Below are 16,000 nucleotides of genomic sequence, written 5' to 3' on the forward strand. Positions count from 1 at the left end.
GCCGTCAGACTCGAAGCCCCGACCGCAGGGCATCGGACAGGATCCCTGCAATCTGCGGCTGATGACCAGCCAGGAAGAAATGACCGACCTCACAGTCACCATTGAGGTTTCGCGCCCTGGGTCGGCCCCGTCCCCCCACGAACATCTGCGCTGGCTCCTGTATATCAGAACGTTTGATCTAGGGGACACCCCTTGCCCGACGTAGGGGCTACCCCCTACGTTCCCCAGGGTTCACCCCTGCCCCTCGGCCAGCCATCCGACGCTGCTCCCGCGTCAGAGCCCGTTCCGGGTTCGGATCATCGTTACGCGGCTTGCCCACGCAAGGCGGTCGCGCGACCAGGCAGGAGTTCGGCATGCGAACTCCGCGCCCTGCTCACCTCCACGCGCCCGGCCGACAGCTACACTGCGACGCACATGAGTTGGCACTTCTCGCCGGGAACGACGCGGCGATTTGCTGACGGTCCACCAGTGTTCACTTCGCACACAAGCGTCCGTTTTGACTCATCGGCGCCCATGGGCGGCCATCGGGCGTGACCCCAAAGCGGTCCCCAGGACGGCCGCTCCGCCGTAGCCACTGTCGGCGACCGAGATCTGTCGGCCCTTCAGCAAGAACCATCGTGCGAGCCCGCCGGCCGCTGCGCAGACGCTCGTCGCCGCACCGGAACGTCACCGAGATCGCCAGGGAGCTGGGGGTCAGTCCGGAGGGGCTGCGGGGCTGGGTCAAGCAGGACCGCACGGACCGTGGCGAGGGCAGGCCGGGCGAGCTGACCAGTGCGGAGCGCGAGGAGCTCACCCGGCTGCGGCGGCAGACGGTCGAGCAGCAGAAGACGATCGAGATCCTGCGCAAGGCAGCCGCCTATTTCGCGGCCGAGACGACACGGTGATGATCCGCTTCCGTTTCGTTGAGGATCACCACGGCGCCTGGGGCGTCAAGCGGATCCGCCGTGTCCTGGGCATCGCCCGGTCCTCGTTCTGCGACTGGCGGGCCGGCGAGGCCGCCCGTCGCGCCCGCAAGCCGGTGTTCGTCCCGGACCTGATCGGGCGCGACTTCACCGCACCCCGCCCCGGGACGGGGCTGGTCGGCGACATGACTTTCCTGCCGGCCGAGGAGGGCTGGCTCTACCTGGCCACCTGCATCGACCTGGCCACCCGCGAAGTCGTCGGCTACGCGATGGCCGACCACCACCGCGCCGAGCTGCCGATGGCCGCGCTGCGGATGGCCGCCGGCCGCGGCGGTCTGGAACGCGGCTGCATCTTCCACTCGGACCGCGGCAGCGAATACGCGTCGAATGAATTCCGCAGTGAGATAGGCAAGTTGGACATGAGGCAGTCGATGGGACGAGTCGACTCCTGTTACGATAACGCCGCCGCCGAGCATCTCCCGGTACCTGTACGACGCCGGCGGCAACCTGCTCATCCAACGCGGCCCCGACGGCACCGTCCTCTACCTGTTCGGCGGCGCCGAACAACTCACCGTGTCAGCCGACGGCGCCGCGGTCACCGGCAAGCGCTACTACCGCCAGCCCGACGGAACCAGCATCGTCCGCTCCAGCACCGGAGGCCTCACCTATGAGCTGACCAACCCCCAGAACACCTCCACCCTCCAGATCGACGCAGCCAGCAAGGCCATCACCCGGCTCGATCCCTACGGAAGCCCCTGCGGAACCGTCCCGGCCTCGTGGGCGGACAACCACGGCTACCTCGGCAAGCCCGTGGACACGAACAGCGGTCTCAACCTTCTCGGCGCCCGCAACTACGACCCCACGCTCGGCCGTTTCCTCACGGCGGACCCGCTCCTGGAGCCTGGCAACCCCAGCCAGACGGGCGGATACACCTATGCCAACGACAATCCGGTCACCCTCAGCGACCCCAGCGGCCTGTGGCCTGGATGACTCAAGGCCACGGAAAAGTTTGTTGCAGGCGCAGTCGACAGCGTGGCCGGCTGGCTCGCCCAGTACAGCCCGTACACGGCGGGAAACAACACCCTGGCCGGGATCAACGGAGAGGTCGCCAAGCAAACCGGTGGTTATTCGGTGTTCCCCGGCATCACTCCCATTGAGCCCTCCGAGCACCCGGTGGCGGACCCTCGATTACCGTGAAATCCGCGAATCGGACAGTGACGACTGACGCATTCCCCGATTACGTAGAGCCACCGTGGGGTGGATTCGAGAGTCTCAACCTTCCCCGTATCGTCAGGGCTCCCGGAGAGGAGCATTCGCGCAGGACTTCACGCTTCCGAACTCCAAGGCGTCCCTAGATTACATCGATGGCTTGCTTGAAAAACAAAGTTACATGTTCGGCGAGTGGAACAAAGCGAATAATAGCTGCATTACGCACTGTACTGATATTCTTAGGGCGGGTGGCCTCGAGGAGTTCCTCCCGGGCGAGCCAGGAACGCCCTTGCTCCGCAGCCACATCCCGCCAGAGTTGCACGGCAAGAAAGGGGGATAATCAGCTTGGATGCATATGTGAACCCATATCAATTGTTTATCAATGTGCTATCCCATCGCCATTCGGGTGCACATCGGCGAGCCCTGACCGGACATTTGATCGCCGCCTTTGCGGAAGTAAGCCACCTCCTGGAACGCACTAAAGGAAATCTGACAGGGACGGCTTGGTCGGACTGTGCCGCCGAACTTGAGAGGTGCATGGGTCTCCATGAGACCGCATGGCTGCGGTTTGTCGCAGAGATTGGCGATGGCCTTTCGGATGGTGACGTGCATGTCACGCCGATTCCATCACTAGGGCCGGATACGACGCAGGCATTCCAGGCAGCTGTAGACGGGCCGAGGTCAGCGCTTGACGCCATGAGGAGGGAATCCCGCCTTATTGGCTGTGAGAGCTGGGTTCGCTAGCCTTTCCATTCTCATTGAGCCACTTCCCGCGCCAGCATTTCGACTTCGGCGATAACTGACCCACGGGACGTGCCGTGGCACGGGCGCCCGGGTTGCGGCCAGGGCGTGGGCCGGTTCGGGCTCACCGTCGCTGACCGTGGCGGCCGCGTGGGGTTCCGCTCCGGCCGGTTACCCGGTGGAGCTTTCCTGCCGCCCGGTGCGTGCGCCCAGGGACACGGGCTTCCAGCACAGTTGGAGGACCAGACCGACGAGCGCCAGCACGGACATGCACAGGAACACGGTGTCCATCGAGTCGGCGAAGCCGTGCCGGATCGGCCCGGCGGTCGCGGCGGGGAGGCGGTCCAGCACCGAGGTGTCCTCGACGAAGGTGCCGACGTCCTGCGCCTGTTGTCCTCCGGCGACGCGGAGTTCGGCGGCGATGTCGGGTGCGGCGAACGAGAAGAGCAGCGTCAGGAACAGGGCCACGCCCATGGTGCTGCCGATCTGCCGGAAGAACGTGACGGCGGCCGTAGCCACACCCATGTCGCCGGCCGGCAGGATGTTCTGCATCACCAGGTTCAGTGGCTGGTTGAACGCCCCGAGGCCGAGACCGACGATCAGCGTCAGTACCGACGCCTTCGGCAACGCCGAGTCGGTGGGCAGGAATTGCAGCATGAAGACGCCGGTCACGAACACCACGGCACCGACGATGGTGTGCGTACGGTACGTGCCGGTGCGGGAGATGATCTGTGCGGACACCATGGCTCCGATGACGGTGCCCAGCACCGTCGGCAGGATCATCAGTCCGGCCCGTGTCGGGGTCAGGCCGAGCACGACCTGGAAGTACTGGGGCAACAGTGTGATCACCCCGAGCTGCGTGGCACCGAGGACGACGGCCAGCGCCAGGCCCTGGCTGAACCGCACGTTGGCGAAGATGCGCAGCGGGATGAACGCGTGCTCCCCCATGGCCTTCTCGACGAGGACGAACACGAGCAGACCGCCGAACCCGAGGCAGTAGCACAGCACGGAGTCCGGTGCGCCCCAGCCCCAGGTACGGCCCTGGTCGGCGACGACGAGCAGCGGCACCAGTCCCACCGTGAGCAGCGAACCGCCCAGCCAGTCGATCCGCACGTCCGCACGCCGGACCGACGGCAGGGTGAGCACCCGCCACACCACCAGCAGCGACACCAGCCCGAGCGGCACGTTGACCAGGAACACCCAGCGCCAGCCGGTGACACCGGCGATGCTGCCGGTACCGGCGAGCAGACCGCCGACGACCGGCCCGAACAGGCTGGCACCGGTGTACACGGCCAGGAAGTACCCCTGGTAGCGGGCGCGTTGCCGGGGTGCGACGAGGTCGCCGAGGATGGTCAGCGTCAGCGACGCCAACCCGCCGGCCCCGATTCCCTGCACCGCGCGGAACGCGGCGAGTTGGTACATCGACGTCGAGAAGCTGCACAGCAGCGATCCCAGCACGAACACGGCGATGGCGAACATGAAGAACGGCTTGCGCCCGTAGAGGTCCGACAGTTTGCCGTACAGCGGGGTGGTGATCGTGGAGGTGGCCAGGTACGCCGTGGTCACCCAGGCCTGGAGCGTGTAGCCGTGGAAATCGTTGGCGATGGTGCGGATCGAGGTGGATATCACGCTCTGGTCCAGCACGGAGAGGAAGAGGCCGAGCAGTAACCCGGACAGGATGTAGAGCACCTGCCGGTGGCTCAGTTCGCGCTCGCTGTTGACGACGGTGGCGGCCATCGGTGGTGGGCCTTTCGGGTCAAGGTCACGGGAGCGGCCCGGTCCTTGGTTCGGGTCCGACCCAGTGCGCGACGGGTTTCCCGCTGTCGTACGGATCCCAGCCCGGGCTGCCGTCGGCGGCGAGGCGCACCAGTGCGCCTTGTTCGGCGGCGGCGACCGCGCGGTCGGTGTCGGTGCCCGAGGTCAGATCGCAGAACATCGACTCGATGTCGCAGGTGTGTATCGCGCGCCCCTTGATACGAGGGTCCGCCGCCGTCGGTGACGTGCTCGCGTGGTGGTCGAAGACCTGCGCCCAGCACGTACCGATGCCGGCGGCCGCGTCCAGCAGTCGCCGTGCGGGATCAATGAACACGTGACGGGACACGACGTCGACCTTCTCGTCGTGGGTCAAGGAGGGGTCCGCACCGGGCAGCGCCGCGTGCAGCCGGTCGATCTCGGTGTCGGAGACCAGGTCGTGCCACCGGGCCTCGTTGGAGGTCACGGACACCAGCAGCGGCACGTCGGCGATCAGGCCGTCCCGGACGGAATCCAGCGGCGCCTTCGGGATCAACTCGCCGTCGACCACCGGCCGGTAGTGGACGTGGCCCTTCCTCAGCAGCTTGCGGTGCATGTACCGGAGCTCCACGTTGGACAGGTCGGCGAGATCGGCCGGGCTGCCGGCCAGGGTCGGCGCCGTGCGCAGGAAGTCCTCGGCGAACTCGACGGCCTCGGCGGCGGTGGCGGGCTGCTCGGCGTTGCCGCTGTAGACGGCCGCCCGGTGGAAGAGGCCGCGTGCCTCGGGCACGCCGAACAGGGTGCTGACGTTGGAGGAACCGGCCGAGTTGCCGAACAGCGTGACGTTGTCCGGGTCGCCGCCGAACGCGCCGATGTTCTCGCGCACCCAGCGCAGCAGCAGCACCTGGTCGCGCACGCCAAGGTTGGTGCCGCCGGTGAACCGGTCGTCGAGCAGCCCCAGGTGCAGCCAACCCCACGGCCCGAGCCGGTAGTTGCCGCTGACCACGACGACCTCGTGCTGGGCCGCGATCGTCCAGTGGTCGATCCTGGGCTGGGCGCCGGCGCCGCACGTGTTCCGGCCGGGGTGTATCCACACCAGCACCGGTCGCGGCCGGTCGTCCCGGTAACGGCGGGACCAGACGTTGAGGTTGAGGCACTGTTCGGACTCGACGACGCCCGGGAGCAGGGTGACGAGCTTCTTCTCCAGGTACGGCGGCGCCTGCCAGCTGACCGGGCCCCAGCTCGTGGCGTCCAGATCACCGGCGGCCGTGACCGGTTCGGCGGGACGGAAGCGCCGCGGCACGACGCCGAACGGGACACCTCGCCAGTGGGCCACGCCCCGGTCGTCGAGGAAGCCCCTGACGACGCCGGACCCGGTCGGCACGCGCAGATCGGTGGACATCGGCTCAGCTCCGTTCCGGCGTGCGGCAGACCGGTAACTCGGCGGGACTGCTGCGTATGACCATGATTTCCCCACCCTGCGCGTCGGTCAGTAGATGCCTTCGACGACGGCCTCGCCGCCGAACGTCTCGACCGGCTCGGGCGCGGACACCGAGTCACCGAGGTGTCCCTCCGGGGCCGGCACCCGGATCGCCGTGTCGCGCTCCAGGTTGTTCGGCAGGAACATGACCTTGCTGACGTGGTTCATCACGACCTGGCCGCGGGCGCCGTACTCGACCTGTGCACCGGTCGCGGGGTCGACCACCCGGAAGGTCACCACGGGGCTGCGGGTGTCGTAGACGATGTCCTCGTCACGGGACACACCGGCCCGTTCCTTCGCGCCCTCCAGGATCAGGGCGCTGCTGTACCGGCTGAGCATCCGCACGCCGGGGAAGTGGTCGTACCCCAGCTCGAACCGCTCGTCGATGGTCATGTGCGCGCCGCCCCAGAAGATCAGGTCGACCTTGTCGTTGATCAACCTGGTCAGCTCGGGGCGGCGGGTGCACGCCTGCAGCAGCGGCGGGGTGATCACCAGCAGGCCGATGTCCTGGGTGGCCATGACGTGCTCGATCTGGTCCAGGACGTGCTCGACGTAGGCGGCGACCTGCTCGGTCTCACCACGGGTGATCAGCTTCTTCACCCAGCGCGGGTCCAGGTCGATGCTGAACTTGACGATGTTCTCCCGCTCGACCAGGAAGTCGTAGAACACGCCGATCTTGTGCGGGCCGGTGGGCGTGGCGACCAGGATGTGCGCCTTGCGGCGGCCCGCGAACTGCGGGCCCTTGCGCATCCGCTCGACGGCGGCCTCGATCCAGTCCGGCATCAGGATGATGCGCTTGGGGGCGCCGGTGGTGCCGCCCGTCTCGAAGACGTGCGGAGCCGGCGGGTTCGGACCGTACCCGCGCGGGATGAGGTCCTCGACCGGGACATCACGCAGCTCGTCCACCACGTTGGGGAACTTGCGCAGGTCGTCGAACGTGCTGACCTCGGTGAGGGGATCGAAGTCGAGGGTCTTGGCACGGCGCAGCCAGAACGGCGAGCCGGTGTCCTCGCCGAAGTGCCAGCGGACCGCGGTCCGCAGGTACTCGTCGGCGTCCCACGGGTCGACCGCCGGGTCGAGGATCTTCCATGCGGTGGTGTCGTCACCGGCCATCGAGGGACTCCGTCCTGGTGGTCGTCGAGGTGAGCAGGCGCAGGACCGTGCGCGCGGTCGCCGGACCCGTCAGGTTCCGGATCTCCTCGCGCAGGGCGCGCGAGGTGGCCTCGTCGCACCGGGTCCTGGTGTTGAGGTCGAACTTGAGGTCCAGATCGGCCTGGGACAGCGGCCGGAGCGGGCCGCCCCGGTTGGTCATCACGGCCACCCGCTCGGTCCGGCCGTCGCGCAGTCTCGCGGTCAGGATCGTCGGGAACTGGTGCGGGAAGTCCGCCGTGCACGCGGCGTCGGCGTGACAGCTGACCTTCGCTGCCAGCGCCAGTACCTCGGGGCGGCGGGCGGCCTCGTCGGTGAAGTCCTCCAGGTGGAGGCCGAGTCCGCCGCCTCCGACCAGTGCGGCCGCGATCGTGTACGGACCGGAGAACGCGGCCGCGTAACCGCTGTCCGGCGCAGCCTTGACGGCCGCCGGTTCGGCGATCGTGCGCAGCACCGGCTGCGGCACCCCGACCTCGATCGCGACGATGTCGGCCGGTGTCACGCCGCGCGCCCGCAGTTCCAGGGCGGCGTCGATCCCGGTGTGGGTGAAGTGGTTGCACGGATAGGGCTTGATGTGCATGGACTCCGAGTACCAGTGCGCGCCGAGGCCCCTGGTGACGGTCTCCGGTACGGCGTGGTCACCGCAGAAGGCCTGGAAGAAACCGAACCGCCCCTCCAGCACGGTCGGCGGACCGGTCAGACCGGTGGTCGCGAGCTGCGCGGCGGACACGCCGCAGTGCGCCGCCCACCCGGTGTGGATCCGCTTGACGCTGCCGCCGGTCCGGTTCGCCTCCAGCACCCCGGATCCCATGCTCGCGGCGATCGCGGCCGCGTGGGCGAGGGTGACCGCGTCGCCGCCGGACAGCATCGCGGCGGCCACGGCCGAGCCGATCGCACCGCAGATGGCGGTCGCGTGCTGGCCCCGTTCGAAGAAGATCGAGTTGCCGAACTCCTCGTCGTAGCCGGCCATGCCCAGCCGCACGCACACCTCGACCCCCACGGCGACGGCGTCGAGCAGTGCGGGCCCGCTGGCGCCGGTCTCCTCCGCGACGGCGAGCGCGGCCGGCACGACCGACGCGCTCGGGTGCAGCACCGACGGCAGGTGGGTGTCGTCGAAGTCCATGCAGTGCGCCAGCGTGCCGTTCACGAAGGCGGCGCTGCCCGGGGGAAACCGCTGCGACCGGCCGATCACGGTGGCCACGTCGGCACTGCCCCACTTGCCGACCACCTCGGTCACCAGGTCGGCGACCGGCTGGTCGGCCGCCAACACCATGACGCTGACCGTGTCCGACACCGCGCGCACCGCGCGGGAGCGCCGGTCGGCTGACAGGCCGCCACGCGCCACGGACTCGGCGTACTCGCCGACGACGTCGACCAGTCCGCGCGCCATCACACCTCGCTGACCACGGCCAGCGGCCGGACCGGCGACCCGGTCCCACCGACGATCTTCAACGGGGACAGCACGAAGGTGAACTCGGCGACGCCCCGTTCGGCGATCTCCGTCAGCCGCATGTGCTCGATGATGTGGATCCCGTGGTCCACCAACAGGATGCGGTGCACCGGCATGGTGGCGTGGCCGACCTCGGGGTGCACCTGCTCGAAGGCCGTGGTGTCGGAGCCGGCCGCGACGATCCGGTGCGAGGCGAGCCACTCGGCGGCGTCCGGTGCCAGGCCCGGCACGCCGCTGTCCCTGCCGAGGTAGGTGTCCGGAGTCGACCACCACGTGCTCCAACCGGTGTTGACCAGGCACACCCCACCCTCCGGCGGCTCCACGTCGGCGCGCCTCGCGGCGGCGGCGAGGTCGTCGGCGGTGATGCCGTGGCGGGCGGGCAGGCAGTCCACGCCGTGCAGGGCGGCGACGTCCAGCAGCACCCCGGGCACGATCATCGGCGTGATCGTGTCCACGCCGTGCACGGAGAACCTGCCGCCGGTCTGGGCGTCCATGCAGTCGACGCCCCCGTGCAGCTCGCCGTCCTGGGAGACGTGGGCCAGCGCGTCGATGTGGGTGCCGACGTGGCCGCCGGTGACGATGAGCTCGCTGGCCGCGGACCCGCCGTCGGGGCGGACGGTGTCGCCGTGCCGGCGGGCCAGCGACATCCGGAAGCCGGGGTGGTTGTCCGAGCAGGGGATCCCGTTCGCCAGCGGCTGGGCCAGGTCGTAGATCCGCAGTCCCGCGCGGACGGCGGCGAGCAGGGCGTCGGTCATGACGCCTCCGTCACCAGGTTGAGCGCGTTGGCCAGCGACAGCGTCTGCCGGGCGTTGGCGATGATCGGAGGCGCGACCAACCTGCCCTTGGCGGTGATCACGACGGATGCGTTGTTCTCGTGGGCGAGCTCGGCCGCTTCACAGATCTCCTGGGCGTCCTTGATCTCACCGGTGGTGGGCGTGTAGACGTCGTGGATGATCGGCAGTTGGGCGGGGTGGATCGCCATCCGGCCGACGAAGCCGAGGTTCTTGCCGTGCAGGCAGGAGCGCAGCAGGCCCTCGGGGTCGCGAGGCTCCGGCCACACGCTCTGGCACGGGCTGGGCAGGCCGGCCGCCCTGGAGGCGATGACCACGCGGGCCCTGCTGGCGTCCATCGTCGGGCCCTCCAGCCCGGTGCGCAGGTCCGCACGAAGGTCGGACTCGCCCAGACCGAGCATGCTCACCGCCCTCGCCGCGATGGCCAGCCCGTAGACGTTCTCCAGCGCGCGCGCCGACTCGATCAGCAGGTGGATGGTCGCCGAGCTGCCCGCCCGCTCCAGTGCCGACGCCACCCGGCGGACGTCGTCGGGGTGGCCCACCTTCGCCATCCGGACGCCTTCGAGTCCGCTGCCGACGACGGCGGCCACGTCGTCGAGACAGCGGCCGGTGCCGATCCCGTTGACCCGCACGTAGGTCGGCTTGACGGTCGGCTTGGCCGTGTAGCCCGCGACGATCTCCCGCGCGCGGTCCTTCTCCCACACCGGCACCGCGTCCTCCAGGTCCAGGATCACCGCGTCGGCCTGCGAGGCGTAGGCGCGTTCGATCCGCTCGGGCTGGTGCCCGGGAACGTAGAGGAAGCTCCGGAACACCGGACGGCGGCGCGTGTCAGGTTCCACTGGTCGTTCCCCGCTCTGCGGACAGACGCGCGAGCAGTTCGTCGGTGTGCGCCCCCAACGGGGGGCCGGCCCACCGGACCCGGCCGGGCGTCTCCGACAGCCGGAACGGCACGTTCTGCATCAGCACCGTGCCCAGTTCCCCGTCGGGGACGCGGACCGCGACCTCCCGGGCCCGGAAGTGCGGATCGTCCAGCACGTCGTCGACCTCGTAGATCGGGGCGACGGCCGCATCGGCGCGTTCGAACGCCGCGACGACCTCGTCCCGGTCACGGTCGGCGATCCAGCCGCCGACGAGTCCGTCGATCAGTGCCCGGTACCGGACCCGGCCGGCACCGGTGGCGAACCACGGTTCGTCGACCAGATCCGGCCGGCCGACGAGAGTGATCACCCGCTCCGCGACGGACTGCGCAGGCGCCGACACCGCCACCCACGTGCCGTCGGCGCAGCGGTAGACGTTGCGCGGAGCGTTGTTGGTGGAGCCGTTGCCGACCCTGACCGGCTTGGCCCGTGCCGTGTCGTAGCCGGTGATCTGGGCACCGAGCGCGCCGATCACGGCCTCGGTGATCGCCACGTCGGCGATCTGGCCGCGGCCGGTCCTCCCCCGCGCGTGCAGGGCGATCATGCTGGCCAGCGCCGCGTGCAGCCCGGCGAGGGCGTCACCGAGCGGAAACGACGGCAGCAGCGGAGCGCCGTCGGGCTCACCGGACATCGACGCGAGCCCGCTCATCGCCTCCGCGATCGTGCCGAACCCCGGCCGGTCGGCGTACGGACCGTCCTGGCCGAACGCCGTCACCCTGGTGACCACCAGCGCGGGATTGACCTCGCGCAGCACATCGGGGCCGAGCCCCCAGCGTTCCAGTGTGCCGGGGCGGAAGTTCTCGATCAGGACGTCGGCGTCGCGGACCACCGCGAGGAACCGGTCCTTGTCCTCGGCCCGCTTGAGGTCGAGCGTCACACACTTCTTGTTGCGGTTGAGCACCTTCCACAGCAGCGGGACGCCGTCGTGGGACTGGCCGAAGCGGCGCAGCGGGTCACCCGAGGGGTGCTCGACCTTGGTCACCTCGGCACCGAAGTCGGCGAGCAGCTGCGCCGCGTACGGACCGGCGAACAGCGTGGAGACGTCCACCACCGTGACGCCGGCGAGCGGCATCCGCGCGCAGACCGAGTCGTCTTGTCGTTCGCCCAATGGGATCACCATGCTTTCCCGTCAACGCGACTCTCGATTTCACGCAGAACGTGTAACCGACGAAAGCCACTCACGGATCTTCCCGGCCTCGGCGACTCCTGTGCGCGGCGCATATCAGCGGAATCGCCAGAACCACTGTCGGCGGTCCCACCGATTCGGTCAAGCCGATTATTTCGATGCATGTGATCGCATTGTGCAATCCAGCCACCCCGTCGGTGTGGCTGCACCACCGCGTTGCACTACCGCCCCGATGATGCCGATCCGCCCCACGCGCCGCCACCGCCAGCCGCACCTCATGGCGGTTGCTTCCGCACCCGCCCTGTCCGCCACGTGATCACGCAGGCGGCCCGAAAATTTCGGCACAATAGTGGCCTGGCCGGCCGTGAATACCGGGTCCGCCGGATCGCATCGGGCGATTCGATCAATCTGCATCATCAGCTCGACCGTATCGAGACGGCCCCCGACAGTCGTTCTGACGATTCCGCGTCGCCGCCGTTGACTGTGCTGGAATTCCGGACGACACCGCGACGGCAGAAGCGCAGCCGTATTCCGCCGCTCCGGAGATCCATGGAATGGAGACCGCCGTCGACGAAATTATCCGACCCGGCGGTCCGGAGCCGCCCCGCATGACGAACAATCACCTCACCTGCCGTACCGAGGTCCGCGACGTCCCGGTCACCAGGCCGGTCAGGCGGCGGGCTGCGGGTCGGCCTCCTCCGCGGTGGCCGGGGGCCGCGCCGCCGGGTCGGGCTCGTTGCGGCGGGACCAGGGCAGCGACAGCAGGGCGGTCAGGCCCAGCAGTACGGCCGCGCACCACAGCGGGGCGCGCAGGCCCAGGTGGGCGGCCAGCAGACCGCCGCCGAGTGAGCCCACCAGCAGGCCGAGCAGGCTGAAGGAGCGGGTGGCCCCGGTGACCCGGCCGATCAGTTCACCCGGGATCAGGCTCTGGCGCAGTGAGGACACCGTGATCGTCCACACGGTGGTGTAGAAGAAGTAGACCGCCAGCATCGCGGTCACCACCAGGGCCGAGCTGGTGACGGCCATCACCAGGTAGGCCGCGGCGCCCAGCAGCAGGGTCGCGCCGATGGTGCGCCCGGTGCCGAGCAGTCGGCGCACCGCCGGGGCGGCGAAGCTGCCGACCAGGCTGCCCGCCGCCGAGACGGTCAGTGCCAGGCCGTACTCGGCCGGGCTCAGCCCCAGGGTGTCGGTGGCGAACAGCACCAGCACCGAGAACGGCAGCATGTACGCCAGGTTGGTGACCACCGACATCAGCGCCAGGGTGCGCAGCAGCCGGTGCCCGGCCAGGTAGCGCAGGCCCTCGCCGATCTGCCGCAGCGCGTTCGGCCGCGGCGCGTTCGGCCGCGGCTCCGCCGGGCCGTCGGCGACCGGTCCGGGGGTGAAGTCGCCCTTCAGCCACCAGAAGCAGCACGCGGCGAGCACGAAGGACGAGGCGTCCAGCAGCACCGGCAGGATCGCGGCGACGCCGAACAGCAGGCCGCCCAGCGGCGGCCCGGCGATCTCGTCGCAGACGGTCTGCGCGGCCGCCAGCCGTCCGTTGGCACGGTCCAGGTGCCGGGGGGCGACCACGGTGGGCAGCACCGAGAAGGACGAGACGTCGGCGAGCGTCTCGAACAGGCCGAGCACGACGAAGACCCCGTACAGCGCCCAGATCGAGGCCAGGCCCAGCCAGACCAGCAGCCCGAGCGCCCCGAGCACCGCGCCACGGACCAGGTTGACACCGATCAGCAGCCGGCGGCGGTCGAAGCGGTCCACGGCCACGCCGCTCAGTACCGCCACCAGCAGCCGTGGCACCGCGTAGGCGGTGGACAGCCCGGCCACCAGCTCCGGGCGGTCGGTCAGGGACGAGGCGAGCAGCGGGACGGCGACGAAGCTCGCCCCGTCGCCGAGGTTGGAGACGGCGCTGCCCAGCCACAGTTTGCCGAACTCCGGCCCCAGCCCCTTCACCGCGCGCCCGCGGAGTCCGCGCCGTGCGCCGGACGCCGTTTCCACCATGTGTCGATCTCCTCCGCGATTCGCCGGACCCGGGGCCGGGTCATGACGCTGAAGTGGTCCCCCGGAACCCGACGGACGGTCAGCCCGCCGGACAGGGCAGTCTCCCAGGGCGCCCAGCGGCGGTCGGCGGCGTCCTGCTCGGCGGCGAGGTAGAGCACCTCGCCGTCGTACCCGGGAACCCCGGGGCGGGCCAGCAGGCCGACGTTGGTCCGGAACACCTCGGCCATCGCGCCGAAGCGGCGTTCGTCCAGCTCCGGGCCGATGATGCCGTGCTGCTGCGCCCAGGCCCACAGCGCCCCGTCGTCGGGGCACTCGGCCGTGGTGGTGCCCGCCGGACCGGTGCGGCCCCCGGCCGCGGCCAGGTAGCGGCTGAACTCCGCGGTCAGGTCCGCGTCCTCGTCTCCGGGGCCGGGCATCGGGGTGTCGATCAGCACGACCTCGGGCCGCCGGCCGGTGGCGGCCAGCCGGTGCGCCATCTCCACGGCGACCACCCCGCCCATCGACCAGCCGACCAGGGTGACCGGTCCGGCGACGCCCTCGGCCGCCAGCAGGCCGAGGAAGTGCTCGGCCAGTTCGGCGGCGGTGCGCAGCGGTGCGCGGTCGTCGTGCAGGCCCGGGACGGCGGCCGCGTACACCGGCCGGTCGTCGTCGAGCGCGCCGGCCAGCGCGGCGTAGCACAGGATGTCCCCGCCGATCGGCGGCAGGCACAGCACCGCCGGGCCGCTGCCGGGCCGGATGGTGCGCAGGGCCCCGGGGTCGGCGCCGGTCCCGGGGCCGGTGCTCTCGCCGAGCAGCCGGGCGAAGGACTCGACGGTGGGGGCCTCGAAGAGTTCGACCGGGTGGAGGTCGGTGCCGCAGATCTCGTTGAGCCGGGCGACGGCCTGGAGGGCGACCAGCGAGCGGCCGCCGAGCTCGAAGAAGTCGTCGTCCAGGTACACCTCGGGGCGCTCCAGCAGGGTGGCCCAGGTGTCCGCGACGGTGTGCTCCAGCGCGGTCAGCGGGGGCCGGCCGGTGCGGCTCCCGGACGCCGCGTCCGCTGCCCCGAGTACGTCCGCCGCCTCGGGCACGGCCGCCGCCTCGGGGAGCGCTTCGCGCAGCCGGGGGGCCAGCGACTCGACGGTCGCGGACGGGTCGTCCGCCGCCGCGCCCAGCAGCCGGACCAGGTCGTCGGCCAGGCGCTCGGCGGTGGCCGGGGCGAAGCGGTCGGCCGCGTAGGTCAGGTCGATCCGCAGGCCGCCGTCGCGGCGCTCGCCGATCCAGAGGCTCAGGTCGAACCAGGCGGTGGCCGAGTGAGCCTCGATGTCCTCGCCCGCCAACCCGCCCAGCCGGACGGGCCGTTCGGAGAAGCCCTCCACCGACAGGAAGGCCGAGAACAGCGGGTTGCGCCCGGACTCCCGGCGCACCCCCAGCCGGTCCACCAGCCAGTCGAAGGGCACTTCCTGGTGCGCGTAGGCCCGCAGCGTCGTGGCGCGCACCGCCGACAGCAACTCGCGGAAGGAGGCGCCGCCGTCCGGCCGGACCCGGAACACCGTGGTGTTGACGAACAGGCCGACCACTTCGGCCCACTCGACCTGCGCGCGCCCGGAGACCGGGCTGCCGACCACCAGGTCCGCCCGGCCGGTGTGTCGGCGCAGGACCGCCGTGTAGGCGCCGAGCAGCACCATGAACAGCGTCGCGCCCTCGGCCCGGCCGAGTTCGCGCAGCGCGCCGGTCACCGCCCCGGACAGCTCCCGGGAGACCACCGCGCCCTCGCCGGGGCGGCGTGCCGGGTCCACCGGGTCGGCGGGCAGGCCCAAGCCGGCCGGGGCGGAGGCGAGTTCGGTGCGCCAGAAGGCCAGGCTGCGCTCCGCCTCCGGACCGTCCAGCCAGTCCCGTTGGCGGGCCGCGTACCCGGGGTAACCGGCGGCCGGCGGCGGTGCGGGGACCGGTTCGCCGGCCAGGTGGGCGTCGTAGCGGGACTCCAGCTCGCCGTAGAGGAGGTCCAGGGACCAGCCGTCGGCGATGCTGTGGTGCAGGTTGAGCAGGAGGACGTGGTCGTCCTGGGCCAGCCGGAGCACGGAGGCCCGCGCCAGCGGGCCTCCGGCCAGCAGGAACGGGGTGCGCGCGTCCACCTCGGTGTACCGGAGCAGTTCGGCCTCGCGGTCGGCGGCGGCCAGCCCGCTCAGGTCGACCAGCGGGCACTCCAGCGGCGCTCCGGAGGGCAGTTGCAGCGGTTCGCCCAGCACCTCGACGTAGCGCATCCGCAGCATCTCGTGCCGCTGCGCCAGCTCGGCCAGGGCCCGGCGCAGCGCGGGCACGCTGAACCGCCCGCGGAAGCGGTGCGCCGACGGCAGGTTGTAGAGCGCGCCGCCGTCGGTGAGGCGTTCCAGGAACCAGAGACGCCGCTGGGCCTCCGAGAGCCGGAGCCGGGCGGCGGCCGCGGGGTTCGCCGCGGCGCGTGCCAGGAAGGTCTGCCGCTGCTGCGCGGTCAGCTGGGTGAAGCGTTCGAACCCGCCGGTTGCCATGCCGT

General features: G+C 70.6%; 12 protein-coding genes. 3 read left to right on the forward strand and 9 right to left on the reverse strand.

The genetic code is table 11. From position 1 onward, the window contains the following. Window positions 1-617 precede the first annotated feature (617 nt). From ACIPLC_RS16835 to ACIPLC_RS16845, 3 genes are read left to right on the forward strand one after another with little or no spacing between them, the layout of a single operon-like run. Window positions 618-884, forward strand: a complete 267-nt coding sequence (locus tag ACIPLC_RS16835) for a transposase (protein WP_400473736.1) — start codon at window positions 618-620, stop codon at window positions 882-884. Then, window positions 884-1,573 (forward strand): DDE-type integrase/transposase/recombinase, encoded by a 690-nt coding sequence (locus ACIPLC_RS16840; protein ID WP_400473737.1) that lies wholly within the window; start codon window positions 884-886, stop codon window positions 1,571-1,573. Before ACIPLC_RS16835 ends, ACIPLC_RS16840 begins: the two co-directional genes overlap by 1 nt. Then, a complete protein-coding gene (locus ACIPLC_RS16845; protein WP_400473738.1) occupies window positions 1,476-1,892 on the forward strand; it encodes an RHS repeat-associated core domain-containing protein in 417 nt (138 codons plus the stop codon). The genes ACIPLC_RS16840 and ACIPLC_RS16845 overlap by 98 nt, the downstream gene beginning before the upstream one ends. Before the next feature lie 1,131 nt (window positions 1,893-3,023). Here the strand turns inward: ACIPLC_RS16845 and ACIPLC_RS16850 are convergent. From ACIPLC_RS16850 to ACIPLC_RS16890, 9 genes are all read right to left on the reverse strand, one after another. After that, on the reverse strand, window positions 3,024-4,589 hold the full coding sequence (locus ACIPLC_RS16850; RefSeq protein WP_400473739.1) for an MDR family MFS transporter: 1,566 nt from the start codon (window positions 4,587-4,589) through the stop codon (window positions 3,024-3,026). Window positions 4,590-4,614: 25 nt separating this feature from the next. Then, window positions 4,615-5,985, reverse strand: coding sequence for a carboxylesterase family protein (locus ACIPLC_RS16855; RefSeq protein ID WP_400473740.1), 1,371 nt, complete (start codon window positions 5,983-5,985; stop codon window positions 4,615-4,617). Between the two features lie 87 nt (window positions 5,986-6,072). Then, window positions 6,073-7,176 (reverse strand): phenazine antibiotic biosynthesis protein, encoded by a 1,104-nt coding sequence (locus tag ACIPLC_RS16860; protein ID WP_400473741.1) that lies wholly within the window; start codon window positions 7,174-7,176, stop codon window positions 6,073-6,075. Further along, the gene (locus ACIPLC_RS16865) at window positions 7,166-8,602 is read right to left on the reverse strand and encodes an MmgE/PrpD family protein (RefSeq protein WP_400473742.1); all 1,437 of its coding nucleotides are present in this window, start codon (window positions 8,600-8,602) and stop codon (window positions 7,166-7,168) included. The genes ACIPLC_RS16860 and ACIPLC_RS16865 overlap by 11 nt, the downstream gene beginning before the upstream one ends. Then, entirely contained in the window at window positions 8,602-9,417 is an 816-nt protein-coding gene (locus tag ACIPLC_RS16870; protein WP_400473743.1) for a cyclase family protein, read from the reverse strand. The genes ACIPLC_RS16865 and ACIPLC_RS16870 overlap by 1 nt, the downstream gene beginning before the upstream one ends. Then, window positions 9,414-10,292 (reverse strand): HpcH/HpaI aldolase/citrate lyase family protein, encoded by an 879-nt coding sequence (locus ACIPLC_RS16875; protein WP_400473744.1) that lies wholly within the window; start codon window positions 10,290-10,292, stop codon window positions 9,414-9,416. Before ACIPLC_RS16875 ends, ACIPLC_RS16870 begins: the two co-directional genes overlap by 4 nt. After that, the gene (locus ACIPLC_RS16880) at window positions 10,282-11,490 is read right to left on the reverse strand and encodes a CaiB/BaiF CoA transferase family protein (RefSeq protein ID WP_400473745.1); all 1,209 of its coding nucleotides are present in this window, start codon (window positions 11,488-11,490) and stop codon (window positions 10,282-10,284) included. The genes ACIPLC_RS16875 and ACIPLC_RS16880 overlap by 11 nt, the downstream gene beginning before the upstream one ends. A 675-nt stretch (window positions 11,491-12,165) precedes the next feature. Then, complete coding sequence (locus ACIPLC_RS16885; RefSeq protein ID WP_400473746.1) at window positions 12,166-13,491, reverse strand: MFS transporter; 1,326 nt, start codon at window positions 13,489-13,491, stop codon at window positions 12,166-12,168. Continuing rightward, window positions 13,440-15,995, reverse strand: a complete 2,556-nt coding sequence (locus ACIPLC_RS16890; RefSeq protein WP_400473747.1) for an alpha/beta fold hydrolase — start codon at window positions 15,993-15,995, stop codon at window positions 13,440-13,442. The genes ACIPLC_RS16885 and ACIPLC_RS16890 overlap by 52 nt, the downstream gene beginning before the upstream one ends. Between the last annotated feature and the right edge of the window lie 5 nt (window positions 15,996-16,000).

Origin of the sequence: Kitasatospora sp. NPDC086801, from assembly GCF_044745805.1 — a bacterium.
Taxonomy (GTDB): domain Bacteria; phylum Actinomycetota; class Actinomycetes; order Streptomycetales; family Streptomycetaceae; genus Kitasatospora.